Source organism: Haloferula sargassicola (assembly GCF_040362925.1).
Classification (GTDB): Bacteria; Verrucomicrobiota; Verrucomicrobiia; order Verrucomicrobiales; family Akkermansiaceae; genus Haloferula; species Haloferula sargassicola.
The window spans coordinates 144,880-161,039 of record NZ_BAABRI010000012.1 but is presented as its reverse complement, the minus strand read 5'-3'; the positions used below and the strand labels follow the sequence as shown (position 1 = coordinate 161,039).

The following is a 16,160-nucleotide window of genomic DNA, read 5'->3' as shown; positions in this document are numbered from 1 at the left end:
CCGAAGGGCGCACCTTGCGGCCACCGTTCTCCGGGCGGCTTCCGCGGACGCGCCGGGCATCAGCCCTTGTCGTCGAGCCACGGCGTGGGCGGCACCGTTTCCGGATGCTTCTTCGCCCAGGCGGGTTCGGGAAACGAGCGCACCGGCGAGTAGCGTGGGTAGGTCTCGAAGACATCGCCGGTGCCAGTGACGCGGGGGTCGCCGGTTTCCTTCAGGTAGCGGTCGAGGCGGGCGGCGAGGCGGCTTTGGATGGCGGCGCTGGCGGGATCGTCGGCCAGGTTGTCGAGGCAGCCGGGGTCCCGGGTGAGGTCGTAAAGTTCCTCGCCCGGCCGATGATCCACGGCGAGGTGGAAAAAGCGCTGGGTCGCGGGATCATGGCGGTGGTGGATGAGGAAACCGAGCGAGGGGGAGGCATCGATGTCGTGATAGCCGTCGTGCTTTCCACTCAGGCGCGATCCGGGCGCGCGGGTGAATTTCTGCCCGGCTCCGGCGGGCCAGCGTTCGGGTCTGAAATTGCGGATGTAGAGATGGGTGGCGGTGCGAAGGCAGCGCTGGGGATAGCCGAGGGTGCGGAAACGCGAGGACGAGTGGCGCTCGCGGCCGGCGTAGAGGGCGTCAGGCCCCGGCGAGTCATCTTTTCCCTCCAAATGGGCGAGAAAACTCCGGCCGGCGAGGGGAACACCCTCGGGCGGCCGCACTCCGGTGGCTTCATAAATGGTCGCGGTGATGTCGATCTGGCTCACCAGGCGGTCGCTCGTGCGGCCGGCGGGGACGTCCTTTCCCCAAGCGATGGCGAGAGGCATGTGGATGCCGAATTCGGTGCAGTTGGCCTTGGCATAGGGAAAGGGCATGCCGTTGTCGCTGGTGACGATGATAAGGGTGTTGTCGTATTCGCCGGTCTGCTTCAGGAGCTCCAGCATGGCACCGCAGTCGCGGTCGAAACGGTCGACCTCGAAGGCATAGTCGAGGAGGTCCGACCGGATTTCGGGGGTGTCGGGCAGGAAAGGCGGGACCTCGGCCTGCGCGAGGGTCTTTCCGGAGGCGAGGCCGCTGCCTTTCTGGTAGCCGCGATGGGGATCGGCGGAGCCGAACCAGAACACGAAGGGAGCGTCCTTGGGGCGCTCCTTGAGAAAGCGCGCGAAACCTTCCGCGTAGGGCTTGTCGTGGCCCCCGTAGCTGGGTCCGGCCGGGTTGCAGGTACGGCCGCCGGCTTTCCAGTTGCCGGGGCCCCAGCCCTTGCCGACGTAGCCGGTGTGGTAGCCGGCATCCGCCAGCTGATCGACGAAGGTCCGGTAGCGCTTGCCGAACGACGAGTCATGGGTGCCCGCATGCTCGAGCTGCCAGATCTGGCGGCCGGTGAGGAACGCGGCGCGGGAGGGACTGCAACCCGGCGCGCCGCAGAAGGCGCGGGTGAAAAGCATGCCCTGCGAGGCGACGCGGTCGAAGTTCGGCGTATCGACCATTTCCGACCCGTAGGCCGAGGCGTGGGGAAACGACTGGTCGTCGCTGATCATGACCAGGATGTTCGGTCGGTCGCGTCCGGAGGCGGCCAGGATGGCGCCGAGCGAGAGCAGGATCAGCGAGGAAATGGCGGGCAGTCGGGAGCGGGTGCGGATCATGGGTGGGAGCGACGGGCGTCCCTTAGTAATGCCCGAGCGGGCCGAAATGTTTCATACCGCCGCGGCCGGGCGGCACCCACTGGCCCAGTGGCTCCGCCACTTGAAATGGCCGGTCTTCGCCGGCCCGCGCGGGGAATTCCCTTTGCGTGGCCTGGGATCGGCTTGCAGAATCCGCCGTGTCCGGGCCGCCGGCCTTGGCGGCGGCGGGAGTTCTCGCCGCAACCTCTCATTCCCTTTTCGATGCGCGTCATGAAGGCACTCGTCAAATCCGAGGCTGCACCCGGCCTGACCCTGACCGACGTTCCCGAGCCGACCATAGGCGACCGCGAAGTGCTCATCCGCGTGGACCGGACCGGCATCTGCGGCACCGACCTCCACATCTACAACTGGGATGCCTGGGCGCAAAAAACGATCCCCGTGCCGCTGGTGATCGGCCACGAGTTCGTCGGCGAGATCGTCGAGATCGGGGCCGACGTCGATTACCTGAAAGCCGGCGACGTGGTTTCCGGCGAGGGGCACCTCATCTGCGGCCGCTGCCGGAACTGCCTGGCCGGCCGCCGCCACCTCTGCAAGGACACCGCCGGCGTCGGGGTCAACCACCCGGGCGCCTTCGCGGAATACATCGCCCTTCCGGCGACCAATGTCTGGAAGCATGCGCCCGGCATTTCCCGGGACCTCGCCTCCATTTTCGATCCGTTCGGCAACGCCACCCACACCGCGCTGTCCTTTCCACTGCTGGGGGAGGACGTCCTCATCACCGGGGCCGGGCCGATCGGCTGCATGGCGGTCGCCATCGCCAAGCACGCCGGCGCCCGCCACGTCGTGGTTTCCGATCTCAACGACCAGCGCCTGGAGCTGGCCTCCAAGCTGGGCGCCACCGTCACGGTGAACGTTTCCCGCGCGAAGATCCGTGAGGCGGCCGACCGACTGGGCATGACCGAGGGCTTCGATGTCGGCCTGGAAATGTCCGGCAACCGCCATGCCTTCAACGATCTGGTCGACAACATGGCCCACGGCGGGAAGATCGCCCTGCTCGGGATCCCCGAGCCGACGGTGGCGATCGACTGGAACAAGGTCGTGTTCAACGGACTCCACATCAAGGGCATCTACGGCCGCGAGATGTATGAAACATGGTATCAGATGACGACCATGCTGCAGTCCGGTCTCGATATATCTCCCGTCATCACCCATCACTTCTCTTATCGCGATTTCGCAAAAGGCTTCGCCCTCATGAACGAGGGCTCCTGCGGCAAGGTCATCCTGGATTGGAGCCAGGCCGCGGACGCTTGAAACACGCAGCACCCGGTATTTTCCATGATCCCCAGCGACTTCCTCGGACAACTCCGGTCCACCCTGTCTGAAATCGAATCCGCCGGCCTCTACAAGACCGAGCGGGCGATCGACTCCGCGCAGGACGCCGAGATCACGCTGCAGGACGGCCGCCGGGTGATCAACATGTGTGCCAACAACTACCTCGGCCTCTCGAACCATCCGGAAGTCCGGGAGGCCGCCCGCCAGGCGGTCAGCGACTACGGCTACGGGCTGTCTTCGGTCCGCTTCATCTGTGGCACCCAGACGCTTCACCGCCGGCTGGAAGAGGCGCTGAGCGAGTTCCTCGGCACCGAGGACACGATCCTTTATCCCTCATGCTTCGATGCCAACGGCGGGCTGTTCGAGGTGCTTCTCGGGCCCGAGGATGCCATCATATCGGACTCCCTCAACCACGCCTCGATCATTGATGGCGTGCGGCTCTGCAAGGCCCGGCGCTACCGGTATGACAACAATGATCTGGCGGACCTGGAGGCCCGGCTGAAGCAGGCCGATGCCGATGGCGCGCGCCACAAACTCATCACCACCGATGGCGTGTTTTCGATGGATGGCGTGATCGCCGACCTGGCGGGGATCCACGCCCTGGCGGAAAAATACGGCGCGCTGGTCCACTTCGACGACTGCCATGCCACCGGCTTCCTCGGCGAGCGGGGGCGCGGCACCCACGAGCACTGCGGCCTGTTCGGGAAAATCGACCTCACCACCGGCACCCTGGGCAAGGCCCTCGGCGGTGCGTCGGGCGGCTACACCTCCGGGAAAAAGGAGATCATCGACCTGTTGCGCCAGCGCTCCCGTCCCTATCTCTTCTCCAACAGCATCGCTCCACCGATCGCGGCCGCCTCGCTCAAGGTTCTCGAAATGCTCACGGCATCGACTCATCTCGCGGACAAGGTGAAGGACAACACCCGTTATTTCCGCGACCAGATCGCCTCCACCGGCTTCACCATCAGCGGGGCGGGGCATCCCATCACTCCGGTGATCCTCGGCGAGGCCCGGCTTTCCCAGGACTTCTCGGCCAAGCTGCTGGAGAAGGGGATCTACGCCATCGGCTTCTTCTTCCCGGTGGTGCCCAAGGACACCGCCCGCATCCGCACGCAGATCTCGGCCGCCCACGAGCGCGACCACCTCGACCGGGCGCTGCAGGCCTTCAGCGACACCGGCAGGGAGCTGGGTGTCATTTCCTGAAAAACCCGCCGCGGATTAGCGACCTCCCGCTTTCGGGGGCGGGCCCACGGTTTCCCCGTCGTCGCTGAATTCCAGCTTCGACATCCGGTGGCCGATCGGCCGGAGCCCGGCCGAAATCCAATGCCGGAAGTGGGCGACCGACCGGGCGTAGGGAAAGGTCGCCATGACCGGCTTCGGCCGCAGCCAGGCCAGCAGTTCGGACTGGCCGAGGAGGATCACCGAGAGGTCGTCGGGAAGCCGGATCCCGGCAGCCGAGCAGTAGCTGTAGAGGGAAAGCAGGTGCGTTTCCTGAAGGAGGATGATCGCCGTCGGCCGGAGCCGGGTGAAACTCCGCCGCCAATAGCCCTGCCAGGCCTCCGCCACCGATTCCGAAAACTCGGGCACCATCTCATCGCCGGGATACACCGGGTGGCGACCGCCGAAGGCCTGGGCGATGCCCTGCTGGAGCGTGGCCCGGAGCTTCGGCCAGCCGCCTTCCACGGGGGCGATGATGCGCTTGTGCCCGGCCGCGACGAGTCGGCGGGCGGCTTCGCCCACCGATTGCTCGACCGAGTAGCCACTGCAACTGACCGGCCAGCTCCGGTCGCCATCCCCGCCGGACCGGTAGGTCGGCAGGCGGGTCATCGCGGTCTGCGTCCACTCCCAGGTGGGCATGAGCATGAAGATCGCCGTGGCCGCATGGCGCTCGATGAGCCCGTCCAGCCGCGTGGCCGGGTTCCGGTAGCGGCCGTAATCGACGCGCTCGAAGTGCGCCTCGCCCGAGTGGTCGTGCCACACCCCGGCGATTTTCCAGAGGAAGTCCAGCATGTTGGTATCGAGGACCCGGTGGCTGGAGTGCAGCAGAAGGAGGTGGCCGGTGGGCGGCGCGTTTTGAGGGACGCTGGTGGCCAGGATGCGGCGTCGCTTGCCTTGGCTCGGAGGGCTGATGATCCGGCGGTCGGTCAGCAGGGAAAGGGCCAGGTCGCAGGTCTTGCGGTCGACCCCGTAGCGCCCGGCAAGCACGCGGGAGCCCGGCAGGACGCGGGTCCACACCCCGTCCCGGATTTCCTCCGCCAGGCGCTCGGCGAGCATCGCGGGGAGGGAGGGGCGCGGCGGAAGACGATCCATGGCCGGAAACGTATCGGCGCGGCCGGTCCATGCCAGTCCGGACGCCCCGGCTCCCCCTGGGGATTCAGGTGTCCAGCGACCAGGGACCCCTCATCGGCTGGCGGATCAGGTCGTTGGCTTCATCGTCGTCAAAGGTCAGCGTCTTCGAGTCGAACTTCAGGCTTCGGTTCAAGCGGTGGGCGGTGACCGCCATGTTGAGCATGGTCGTTGACCAGAAGGCGTTGTCCTCGTTCAGGGCGAAGGGTTTCCGCTCGCGGACGCATTCGTGGAAATCGGTGTTCTGCGGCGGCGGATCGGGCAGCTCCCGCACCTTCGCGCGGAAGTCCGGGATGTCCGACTCGAAGCCCTTCATGAGCTTGCCCTTCGGGCCCTCGATGTAGGCGGCGTCCTTGTCGCGATCCTCGCCGTCGAGGATGACCTTGCAGCCATCGGCATAGGTCAGTTCGATGCGCCGCCAGGTGCCGACCGCGTCGGCGTCCTGCGGATCGGCATCGATTTCCACGGAAACGGGAGCCTCGCCGTCCTTGTCGAGCATGTATTGGATGGGATCGAGGTAGTGCTGGCCCATATCGCCCAGCCCGCCGCTGTCATAGTCCCAGTAGCCGCGGAAGGTCTGGTGGGTGCGGTGGTGATGGTAGGGCTTGGCCGGCGCGGGGCCGAGCCAGAGGTCGTAGTCGAAGTAGTCCGGCACCGGCTCCAGGGGCAGCTTCAACTGGCCGACCCACTGGAATTTCCAGTCGAACCCGGTGGAGGCGGAAACGGTGAACTTCAACGGCCAGCCGAACATGTCGGCGAGGATGGCCTTCTTCATCAGCTTCACCGGTGCCTTCATGCCGTAGAAGCCGCCCTGAAAGCGGAACCAGGTGTTGATGCGGAAGATCCGGCCTTCGTCCTGCACGGCTTTGGCCACCGCGATGCCCTCGCCGATCGTGCGGGTCATCGGCTTTTCGCACCAGATGTCCTTGCCAGCCCGGGCGGCGGCGATCGACATCAGCCCGTGCCAGTGCGGCGGGGTGGCGATGTGGACGATGTCGATGTCATCGCGCGCGATCAGTTCGCGGAAATCATGGTAGCCGGTCACCCCGGCCTGTTCGCCGCCGGCCTCCTTCATCCGCTGGTCGAGGTGGTGGCGATCGACGTCGCACAGGGCCAGCAGCTTGCCGGGCATGGTCAGGTGGGAGGCGGAAATGCCGCCGCAGCCGATGATGCCCTTGGTCAGTTCGTTGGACGGAGCGGTCTGGCCGTTGAGTCCGAGCACGCGGCTGGGGACGATCTGGATCGTGGCGAGGGCGGCGAGGCCCTTCAGCGTTTGGCGTCGGCTCAGGGGATTCATGGGTCAAACGGCGGTGGTTTCTTCCGGCGCGGCGGCCTCGGCCACTTCGGCCGTGTCCGGGTCGTCCTTTTTGCGGTCCCAGAAGGCGAGGAAGAACAGCACGGCGATGCCCCCGGCCATCATCGCGGGCAGCGTCCAGTAACCTTTCCAGGCCGTGGCGGCGGCGGCGAGCGTGTCGCCGTTCACCGCGTCCGGCATGGTCACGGCGAACATTTTTCCGAGCTGCTGGGCGAAGGTCAGGGTCTGCTCGCCGCGGGCGGCTCCGATTTCCCCGGCCAGCGCGGCGGACGGATCGGTCACCGGAAGCAGCTTGGCGGCGGCCACCTTGAAGCCGATGAACATGCCCACGCCCTGGGTGAAGAAGACCAGCATGCTCTGCGCCTGCCCGCGGATCTCCTTGGGCGCGGCGCGGTCGGTGTACATGAAGCCGGTGACGAAGAAGAAGTCATAGCAAACCCCGTGCAGGGCGATCCCGAGGAACAGCATCCAGGCCACCTGGTCCGGGGCGCCCGCGGCGAAAAGCAGGTAGCGCAGCACCCAGGCGAGCATCCCGATGAGGATCATCCACTTCACGCCGAGCTTCCGGAAGAAGAAGGGAATCAGGAGCATGAAGATGATTTCGGACATCTGGCCGACGGTCATGGCGGAGGCCGGCTGTTCGAAGCCCATGTCGTAGAGGAAGCCGGAAGTATTGGAATAATAGTAGGCCAGCGGGATGCAGATCAGCGTGGAGCACACGATGAAGACCAGGAACGCCGGCTTGGCGAGTAGGCGGAAGGCATCGGCCATCAGCAGCGAGCGCAGGTCGGCCTTGCGGCCCGCCAGCGGCGGCGGCGTGTGGGGCAGGGTGAAACAGTAGCCGCCCAGGAGCAGCGAGGCCGCGCCGGCCATCTTGAAGAGGTTCACATCCGCCGACCAGCCGAGGAAGCCCGCGACCAGGCCGGCGGCGATCCAGCCGATGGTGCCCCACACCCGGACCTTCGGGAAAACCTCGCGCGGCAGGTTGGTGAAGGCGATCGTGTTCCCCAGGCCGAGCGTCGGCATGTAGCAGAGCATGTGGCCGATGAAGAGCCAGACGACCTTCCCGCCATCCCCCGCCGCGACCGCGCCGGGGACCATCAGCATCAGCACGCCGCCGACCAGCAGCAGGATGCCCATGACCCGCTCGGAGGCGAAGAAGCGGTCGGCGACCAGGCCGAGGAAAAGAGGCGCCACCATCGCCGCGATCGGCGCGCTGCTGTAGGCATCGCCAATGATGGAGGTGAGGTCGTTGCCCCCGAGAATCTGGTAGAGCGTCACGAACCAAGCCCCCCAGACGAAAAACTGGAGGAACATCATGATCGACAGTCGGGTGGCCAGCAGGCCTTGGGATTTGGAGCTTTCCATGGGGTCAGGTCGTTGTTTCCGGGACTACGGGCAAGGACGAAGCCGGCCTATCAAAAGGGTCTGTCGTACTCCGGGCCCTCACAGCTCCTTGATCCAGAGGTTGGCGAAGTCGATCGGCGTGCCGTGGTGCTGGAGGGCGATGCGTCCCTTCCTGGCCACGCCGGGCAGGGTGGCCTCGCGGATCACCTCCAGGCCGTTGAGGGAAACGGAGAGCCGGTCGCCCTTCATCGTGATGAGCATGCGGTTCCACTCGCCCACCGGCTTGTCGGCCTTGGCGCGGGGCGTGACCCCGGCCACCACCTCGGCCGGCTGGTCCGGGTCGGTCCGGTAGCCGTAGACCTCGCCCGACCCGCAGGGCCAGTTCCACAGGTTCACCTGGCTTTTCGAGCTGCCGCGCAGGTAGATGCCGCTGTCCAGCTCCTGCACCTCCACCTGCTTGCCGGTTTCCCTGCCATCCACGCCGATCACCGGGCGCTTCATGACCGGGCCGGGCGCCGACCAGCGCCAGTCGAAGGCCAGCGTGAAGTCGCCGTATTCCTTCTCCGACCAGAGGTCCTTGTCCTTGGATTCACTACGGCCGTCGTACTTCAGGATGCCGTTCAGCGGCACCCAGTGGCCCTCGTCGCCGGGCGCGGCCCGCCAGCCGTCCAGGCTTTCGCCGTCGAAGATCCTCACGAATCCCGCCGCCGCGGCTCCCGCGTCGTTGGCGGCGGGCGGCATTTCGGCGATGCGGAGGTTCCGGAACGCGACGGGGTCGCCATGGCCGCAGAGCGCGAGGTGGCCGGCCCGGTGCCTGGCGCCCGCGTGGTCGGGGAATCTCCGGTTCAGCTCGTCGAGGTCCGCCTGGTTGATCAGCTCGCCGTTCAAGGTCACCTGCACCTGGCTGCCGTTGACGACGATCCGCTCCTGGTTCCACTCGCCGGTCGGCTTGAGGGGGGCCTCCTTCGCCGCCGCAAGCTTGTAGAGCGAACCGTGGTACTGGGCCGGTAGTAGGTCGGCGTATTGCTCCGCACCGTTGTCGAGGATCTGCACCTCGATGCCGGTGTAGGCGGCATCACCCTCCCCGGGGTAGAGGATCCCGATCCCGTTGTTGCCTCCCGGTGGCAGCTTGAACTCGAAGTCGAAGGCGTAGTTGGCGAAGATCGAGCGGGTGACCAGGTTCCGCCCCTCCGGCGTGCAGACGAGGGTGCCGTCCTCGACCACATAGCCATCCCCGATCCAGGCAGCGAGGTCCTCGCCATCGAAAAGGGACAACGATCGCAGCTCGGCGGAAGCGGCGAGCGGCAGGGCACAGGCGAGGGTGGCGATGGATTTCATGTCGGGATCAGAGGTGGATGGTTTTTCCGGTGCGGAAGCTCTCGTCGGCGGCGGCGACGATCCGCATCGAGGAAAGGGCGTCGTTCATGTGATCGGCGAGGTCGAGGTCCTCGCGGATCGCCCTCAGGAAATACTCCTGCTCGCGGTGGCACAAGGCGTCGTGATCGGGCTCGTCCTCGAGCCGCAGCGTCTCGTCGGTGCGGGCGAAATGGCCGTCCGGCGTGAGCTGCGCGTGGTGCAGGCGCAGCGACTGGGTCTGCGTGTGGGCGTCCACATTCGCGCTCTGGCCCTCGCCGGCGGCCTTTTCCGCCACGATCGAGACGCTGCCCCTCGGTCCCACCACGTCCTTCACGAAAAAGGCCACCTCGCTCATCATCGGGCCCCAGCCGGCTTCGTACCAGCCGACCGATCCGTCCTCGAAGGTCACTTGCAGCGCGCCGTAGTTGATCTTTCCCTCCGGCAGCTCGTCGCTGAGCCGAGCGCCGATGCCCGACACCCGGACCGGCCGCGAGCGCGTCATCTGGCACATCACATCGACGTAGTGCACGCCGCAATCGACCACCGGGGACACCGAGGCCATCAGCGCCTGGTGGGTTTTCCAGTTGGCGCCGCTGGACTGCTGGTTGAGGTTCATGCGCATGACCAGCGGCTTGCCGAGCGTGTGGGCCAAAGCGATGAATTTCACCCAACTCGGGTGATGGCGGAGGATGTAGCCGATGACCAGCTTCCTGCGGCTCGACACCGCCTTGGCGACGATTTCCTCAGCGGCGGCGACCGTCTCCGCGAGCGGCTTTTCAAGGAACACATGGCAGCCGGCGTTGAAGGCGGCTGCGGCATAGGCGGCGTGGGTGTCCGGATAGGTGGAAATGCTCACCGCGTCCGGCTTCGTTTCCGCAAGGGCCTCGTGAAAATTGGCGAATTCCGCGCAGCCTCCTCCGAGTTCGGCATTGAGGCGGGCCCGGCTTTCCGCGGAGCGGGTGACGATGCCGACGACCTCGAAACCGGGGATGCGATGGTAGGCCAGCGCGTGCGAGCGGCCCATGTGGCCGGCTCCGACGCAGAGGATTCGAATGGGATCGGGCATGATCGGAAGCGGAACAACGTGCCGCGCCGGAGGAATATATCAGCTCCGCGGCCACGCCAAGGGCGGGTTCGGTCCGCGCTTCAGCGCGGGGTCCCAGGCGCGCAGGGAGCTTGAAATGGGTGCCGGCAGGCCTCGGGCTCCGGGTCAGATCGCCTGCCAGGCGGGTTTGTTTTCGTAGGCCCAGCGGTAGTAGTCCTTGAGCTTCAGTTCCGAGGCCGCGGGCTCGTCGAGCAAGAAGGTCACCCGCGGGTGCTGCTGCAGGGCGCTGGCCGGGTTCATGGCGGTGATGGGTCCCTCGGCGGCTTGCGCGATGGCGCGGGCCTTCTTTTCGCCGAAGGCGAGCAGCACGCAGTGTCGCGCGTCCATGATGGTGCCGATGCCCATGGTGATGACGTGGTGCGGGACCTGTTCCTCGCTGCCGAAGAAGCGGGCGTTGTCGCGCCGCGTCTGCGGGGTCAGGGTCTTGATGCGGGTGCGGGAGGCCAGTGACGAGGTGGGCTCGTTGAAGCCGATGTGGCCATCGGTGCCGATGCCAAGAACCTGGAGGTCGATGCCCCCGGCCGCGCGGATTTCCGCTTCATACCGGCGGCAGCACGAGGGGATGTCCGGCGCGAGCCCGTCGGGGAGATGGATTCGTTCCGGGGCCAGGTTGACGTGCCGGAACAGGTGCTCCCGCATGAAGTGGTGGTATGAGGTGGGGTGGTCCGGCGGCACGCCCACGTATTCGTCCAGGTTGAAGGTGGTGGCGCCGGACCAGTCCAGCTCCATGCGGGTCAGCTGGCCGTAGAGCTTCAGCGGAGTGCTGCCGGTGGCCAGGCCGAGCACGGCGGCGGGTTTTTCCTCCAGCAGGCCGGCGATCATGCGCGCGGCGATCGAGGTGGCGGCTTCTGCGGTGGGCTGGATGATGATTTCCATCAGGCTTCCCCGAGTCGTCGGGCGAGGTGGTGTTTCACGTCGGTTTGGAACTTTTCGATCTGGGCGCCGACGTAGTCGGTGATGCTCAAAGTTTCATCGGTGACCAGCGGTGTCAGGTCCATGCCGTAGATCAGCTGGGTCGCCGCATCGGTGGCATGCGAGTTGAAGAAGGTGGCGTTCGCCGAGCGGCGTCCGAGGGTGGCGAGATCGTATCGTTTTCCCCCGGCAATCTGGGAGTCGAAGGTGCCGTTCAATGCCGCCGCCAGCTCGTCGTGGCCACTCACGTCCATGAGGACCTTGTCGGCATCGTCCAGCCAGTCGAGGTTCCGCCAGACTTCGCAGCCGATGACGCGTTGCGGCCGGTCGGCGGGCGGCAGGGCGCGCATCGCCTGCAGGGCGGCGATGACCACGCCGATGTGTGCCTGGTGCTTGTCGGCGGGGTTGTGGGTGTAGACGACCTCGGGGCGGGTGGTCGAAAGGATCGCCTGCAGGTCTTGCCGGAGGGAGGGATCGTTCGGGCTCTTGACCACGCTGCTGGGATGGCCGAGCTGGATCATCACGCCGTAGTGCCCGATTTGCGCCGCCTGGTCCTGTTCGGCACGGCGGGCGGCCACCATTTCCTCATCCGAGAAATGCGCATAGGGCCCGGCGCGCGAGCTGCCGGCCCCGTCGGTGCAGGTCACGCCGCCGAACCACTTCGTCTTGCTCCGGTAGCACTCGAGGATGCCATGAAAGGCCATGAACTCCAGGTCGTCCTGGTGCGCCCCGATGCCCAGGTGGGTGATTCGTTTCAAGGCCCCGGCCTCCGCTTGGGAATCCGGGATGAACAGGGTGGCGCTGGCGTTTCGGAAGGTCATGGAAGTCGCTCGACGGCGCGGCGGGACCGTGCCGTCTCGGGCGACTTCGTAGGCGGAATCCCGACCGCAGGCGAGACAATGAAACGCGGCCGGGCCGGAGAGCGGCTCAGGGATTCTCCGAAATCTTCAGGAAGCCCCGGGTTTCATAGCCGGCGGGGATCGGCACGATCACCGGTGAGGCGGTCACGTTTTCCAGGCCGGGGACGATGCTAAAGGGCGTTTGCAGATCCGGGGAAAGGAGGACGGAATAGCTCGCCGCCGGCTGGGGGGAAAACTCCAGGGTGGCGCTGGTGACCTCTCCCACGCCGTTGCGGGCGACGCCGGTGATCCGCAGTTGGAGATCCGGCTCGACCGGAAGGGGCAGGGCGAAGGCGGCGACGCAGCCGTTGCAGAAGCCGGCCTTCTGAAAGGTGCGGATGTTCGGGTCGGCGGCGTAGTCGGACAGGCTCAGGAAGCCCTCCAGCTGCCCGCCTCCGGAGGCCTGGAAATAGTTCGCGCCGGGGGTGTCGTTCGGCGCCACGCGGTTGCCGGGCGCGTCCTCGCCCCAGTAGTAGAAGTTGAGGAGGTTGCCGCCGTAGGTCGAAGGGGTCACGACGGCGTTGGTGTTGGTGGTGAAATCGGCGGCGGTGGCGTATTCCCCGATGTCTCCGTCGATCGAGGCGTCCCCCTCGTAGACGACGTAGAAGCCTCCGGTGGCGGGATCATAAGAAGCGCCATGGACTGCATTGAGCCCGTAGGCATCGTAGCGGGGGTCGCTTTCCGTGGGCACGTCCGCGTGGGTGTTGGCCAGCCAGTCGGCGACGCTTGGCCAGGTAACGACGTCACCGTAGAGATTGATGCCGTAAACGATGCCGCTGGTGGGATCGCAGGTGAAGGCCTGGAAGTCACCGTAATCGACGTGGGTCGCCTCGGCCACGCCGCCGCGGAAGTTGCCCACCGCCGTGACCGGCACGTCGCCGGTATCGATGCCGGTGAAGCCGTGGATCGCGCCGTCGTTTCCGACGAAATAGAGGTAGCGGTCGCCGGTGATGGGAGGCGGCTCGGGGGCCTCGCCGGTGACCGTGATACTAAGAGCGTCGTAGGTGACGGGACCGCTGTTGGGGGCGATGTCGAGGACGAGGTAGCGGTTGACGGAGGGGATGCCGAAGCTGCCGCTGTCGATGGGCGTGGTGCCGCCGTTGAGATAGATTTCGTAGCTGGAGAGCTGGCCGATGGTGGTGTCCACATCGGTGATGACGAGGCGCAGGCTGACCGGCACGCCATAGGGCAGGTCGGCGGCGATCGACTGGTTGACGTCGCCACCGTCGGGGTTGGCGGTGGTGTCGATGCGCTTGAAGACCTCCGCGCCCGTTTGGCCGGCGTTGGCGGCGAGCTGGATGCCGAAGGGAACCGCATCGACCGTCTGGGCGGGGCCCGTGGCGATCGAGAAGGAAAAGCGCCGGTTGACGGTATCGACCGCGTCGTTGTCCATGGTCAGCTCGATTTCGTAGACCTTGCCGCGGAGGTAGCCGCCGAAGTCGAAGGCGCTGAAGCCGTCCTCGGTGAAGGTGACCGAGCCAACGTTGACGGCGGGATCGATGACGAGGGCGTTGTCGACGATCGAGTAGGCCGACTCGGGCTTGCCCGCGCCGCTGGCGTAGTAGGAGAGCAGCTGGTCGGTGGCGGCCTGGCCGGCGAGGCGGGTCTCGATCTCGGTGTTGACGCCGTCGTTTCCGAAACCGGTGGCTGCGGAGGTGCCGCCGGTGATGTCGAAGGAGTCGGAGAGCACCAGTTGCGCCTGTGCGACAACCGGCATGAGCATGGCGGTGAGGAGGATGGATTTCATGGGTTTGGGGGCAGGATGGCACCCACGGGTTCCGGGGTGGGGTGCATCGACTGCCTTGGGGTGCATGTCCGGAGTCGGCCATGCGTTCGCAAAAAATGCGCCGCCTCTCCGTTCCCGCCGCCTCTCCGGAACGCTCCGCGGGCCCCATGGCCCCGCCTCCTGATCTCTCCGCTGCCGGGGGCGTCAGGTGCCGTGGCTCGCCAGGAAGCGCTTCACCGGTTCGCGATTGAGCAGGACCAGCGTGAGGATGGGATAAACGAAGGACACCAGCGAGCCGACGACCGATGAGGCCGTGGTGATCGTCTGTTGGAGCTGGGGCATCTGGCTGCCGATCGCGCCGTTCATCCGGTGGGCGGCGGGCAGCACGACCAGCAGCGAGATCACCGTGGCGACGACCTTGGTGGCGATCGAGGTCCACGCGTAGGCGTTCGACCACCGCAGCGCGTTCGCGCGGTGGCGCAGCAGCTTGAGCCCGGCGACCAGCAGCAGCCCGGCGAGCCCGATGGAGAAGACGGCGTTGAGGATCGAGACCCAGGCGATCTCGGACATGTATTTTCCGAAGGCGGCCGAACCTCCGGCGGTCCCGGCGAAACCCTTCATCTTTCCCAGAGCGACCATCCCGACGATGGCGAAGATGGCATTGAGCACTCCCATCGCCGCGAAGACCAGATGGATGATCCCCAAGACCTTGATCACCGTGGGTGGCAGCTGCGGGTCCGGGAGGGGCGGCGTCTCCGGCGCGCGCGGCGGGAGATAGGGCGAGGGTTCGTGGGTGGTCATCGTTTCCAACAGGAAGCCCAGCACGACCGGTGCCGCCTTGTCGAGCCCGCGCGCCACCGGCGGTGGACCGGGAAAGGCACATCCACGCCTCCCGCGCCTAGCCGGGGAGGCCGTAGCGCGCGCCATAGTTTTCGGCCACGAAGTCGATGTCCTTGTCGCCGCGCCCGGACAGGTTGACGAGGATGCTGCCGCCCTCCGCCGCCAGCCGGGTGGCGTGGGCCACGGCGTGGGACGACTCGATGGCCGGGATGATGCCCTCCAGGCGCGACAGCTCGAAGAAGGCATCGATGGCTTCGGCATCGTTGATGGTGTGGTAGCGGACCCGCCCGATGTCCTTGAGGTAGCTGTGCTGGGGGCCGACGGCCGGATAGTCGAGGCCGCTGGCCACGGAGTAGACCTCTTCGGGTTCGCCGGCCTCGTCCTGAAGCATGTAGGACTTGAAGCCGTGCATCACGCCGGGGCGGCCCTTGGTCAGGGTGGCGGCGTGTTCGCCGGGTTCGTCGAGGCTCCGCCCGGCGGGCTCGACCCCGTGGAGGGCGACCGTTTCATCGTCGAGGAATGCGGAAAAGATGCCCATGGCATTCGACCCTCCCCCCACGCAGGCCACCACGTGGTCGGGCAGGCGGCCGGTCATTTCCTGGATCTGCTGCCGGGCCTCGTTGCCGACGATCGACTGGAAGTCCCGGACCATTTTGGGAAACGGGTGGGGGCCGACGACCGAGCCGATCGCGTAGAACTGGTTCACGGGATCGCCGAGGTAGGCCTCGAAGGCGGCATCGACGGCCTCCTTCAGGGTGCGGCGGCCGTGGCCGACCGGCACCACGCGGGCGCCGAGGATGTGCATGCGGACCACGTTGGGGTGTTCCTTGGCCATATCGACCTCGCCCATGAAGATGTCGCACTCCATGCCCAGCAGCGCCGCCGCGGTGGCGAGGGCCACGCCGTGTTGGCCGGCGCCGGTTTCCGCTATCAGCCTGGTCTTGCCCATCTTCCGCGCCAGCAGTGCCTCGCCGAGGCAGTGGTTGATCTTGTGGGCGCCGGTGTGGTTCACGTCCTCCCGCTTGAGGTAGATCTCCGCGCCGTACTTCTGCGACAGCCGCCGCGCGTGAAACACCGGGCTCGGCCGGCCGACGTAGTGCCGGTAGAGCCACCGCAACTCGCCGAGGAAGTCCTCGTCGCGGATGATGGCCTCATAGGCCTCGGAGATTTCAGCGAGGATCGTCTGCAACTGGGGCGGGATGAAACTGCCGCCGTATTCGCCGAAATAGCCATCCGCATCGGGCAGGGGGTGGGTGAAGGTGTTGTTCATGGTCGCTGGGTCGGGTGATGCCGCACCCCTCGCCATAGCGCGCGGCCGGCGCGGGAGTCCACGCAGTCATTGCTGCATCCGCCGCTTCATTCCGCGGCGTGAAGGGTCGAGGCC

13 protein-coding genes are annotated in these 16,160 nt (G+C 66.5%); 2 read left to right on the top strand and 11 right to left on the bottom strand.

The features are described from left to right. Positions 1-59 precede the first annotated feature (59 nt). The gene (locus tag ABXH26_RS12040) at positions 60-1,619 is read right to left on the bottom strand and encodes a sulfatase family protein (protein WP_353567320.1); all 1,560 of its coding nucleotides are present in this window, start codon (positions 1,617-1,619) and stop codon (positions 60-62) included. A gap of 249 nt (positions 1,620-1,868) precedes the next feature. On the opposite strand from ABXH26_RS12040, the gene tdh reads away from it, so the two are divergent. Beyond that, entirely contained in the window at positions 1,869-2,909 is a 1,041-nt protein-coding gene (gene tdh, locus ABXH26_RS12035) for an L-threonine 3-dehydrogenase (protein WP_353567319.1), read from the top strand. Between the two features lie 27 nt (positions 2,910-2,936). Continuing rightward, positions 2,937-4,133: a glycine C-acetyltransferase gene (gene kbl, locus ABXH26_RS12030; protein WP_434783425.1), complete on the top strand. Its 1,197-nt coding sequence runs from the start codon at positions 2,937-2,939 to the stop codon at positions 4,131-4,133. A 15-nt stretch (positions 4,134-4,148) separates the two neighbouring features. On the opposite strand, the gene ABXH26_RS12025 is transcribed toward kbl, so the two are convergent. The 10 genes from ABXH26_RS12025 to trpB all read right to left on the bottom strand — a co-directional run bounded on the left by ABXH26_RS12025 (position 4,149) and on the right by trpB (position 16,046). Beyond that, positions 4,149-5,240, bottom strand: a complete 1,092-nt coding sequence (locus tag ABXH26_RS12025; protein ID WP_353567317.1) for a substrate-binding domain-containing protein — start codon at positions 5,238-5,240, stop codon at positions 4,149-4,151. 64 nt (positions 5,241-5,304) lie between these two features. Continuing rightward, on the bottom strand, positions 5,305-6,573 hold the full coding sequence (locus ABXH26_RS12020; protein ID WP_353567316.1) for a Gfo/Idh/MocA family oxidoreductase: 1,269 nt from the start codon (positions 6,571-6,573) through the stop codon (positions 5,305-5,307). 3 nt (positions 6,574-6,576) lie between these two features. Beyond that, on the bottom strand, positions 6,577-7,959 hold the full coding sequence (locus ABXH26_RS12015; protein ID WP_353567315.1) for an MFS transporter: 1,383 nt from the start codon (positions 7,957-7,959) through the stop codon (positions 6,577-6,579). A 78-nt stretch (positions 7,960-8,037) separates the two neighbouring features. Then, the gene (locus ABXH26_RS12010; RefSeq protein ID WP_353567314.1) at positions 8,038-9,276 is read right to left on the bottom strand and encodes a 3-keto-disaccharide hydrolase; all 1,239 of its coding nucleotides are present in this window, start codon (positions 9,274-9,276) and stop codon (positions 8,038-8,040) included. A 7-nt stretch (positions 9,277-9,283) separates the two neighbouring features. Beyond that, positions 9,284-10,360 (bottom strand): Gfo/Idh/MocA family protein, encoded by a 1,077-nt coding sequence (locus tag ABXH26_RS12005; RefSeq protein WP_353567313.1) that lies wholly within the window; start codon positions 10,358-10,360, stop codon positions 9,284-9,286. Between the two features lie 144 nt (positions 10,361-10,504). Further along, a complete protein-coding gene (gene nagB / locus ABXH26_RS12000; protein ID WP_353567312.1) occupies positions 10,505-11,275 on the bottom strand; it encodes a glucosamine-6-phosphate deaminase in 771 nt (256 codons plus the stop codon). Continuing rightward, positions 11,275-12,132 carry a PIG-L deacetylase family protein gene (locus tag ABXH26_RS11995; protein WP_353567311.1) on the bottom strand — a complete coding sequence of 286 codons (858 nt, stop codon included), beginning with the start codon at positions 12,130-12,132 and terminating at the stop codon, positions 11,275-11,277. Before ABXH26_RS11995 ends, nagB begins: the two co-directional genes overlap by 1 nt. Positions 12,133-12,238: 106 nt before the next feature. Further along, the gene (locus ABXH26_RS11990; protein WP_353567310.1) at positions 12,239-13,957 is read right to left on the bottom strand and encodes a hypothetical protein; all 1,719 of its coding nucleotides are present in this window, start codon (positions 13,955-13,957) and stop codon (positions 12,239-12,241) included. Between the two features lie 183 nt (positions 13,958-14,140). Next, a complete protein-coding gene (locus tag ABXH26_RS11985; RefSeq protein ID WP_353567309.1) occupies positions 14,141-14,794 on the bottom strand; it encodes a hypothetical protein in 654 nt (217 codons plus the stop codon). A 40-nt stretch (positions 14,795-14,834) separates the two neighbouring features. Next, positions 14,835-16,046: a tryptophan synthase subunit beta gene (gene trpB, locus ABXH26_RS11980; protein ID WP_353567308.1), complete on the bottom strand. Its 1,212-nt coding sequence runs from the start codon at positions 16,044-16,046 to the stop codon at positions 14,835-14,837. Positions 16,047-16,160: the final 114 nt, after the last annotated feature.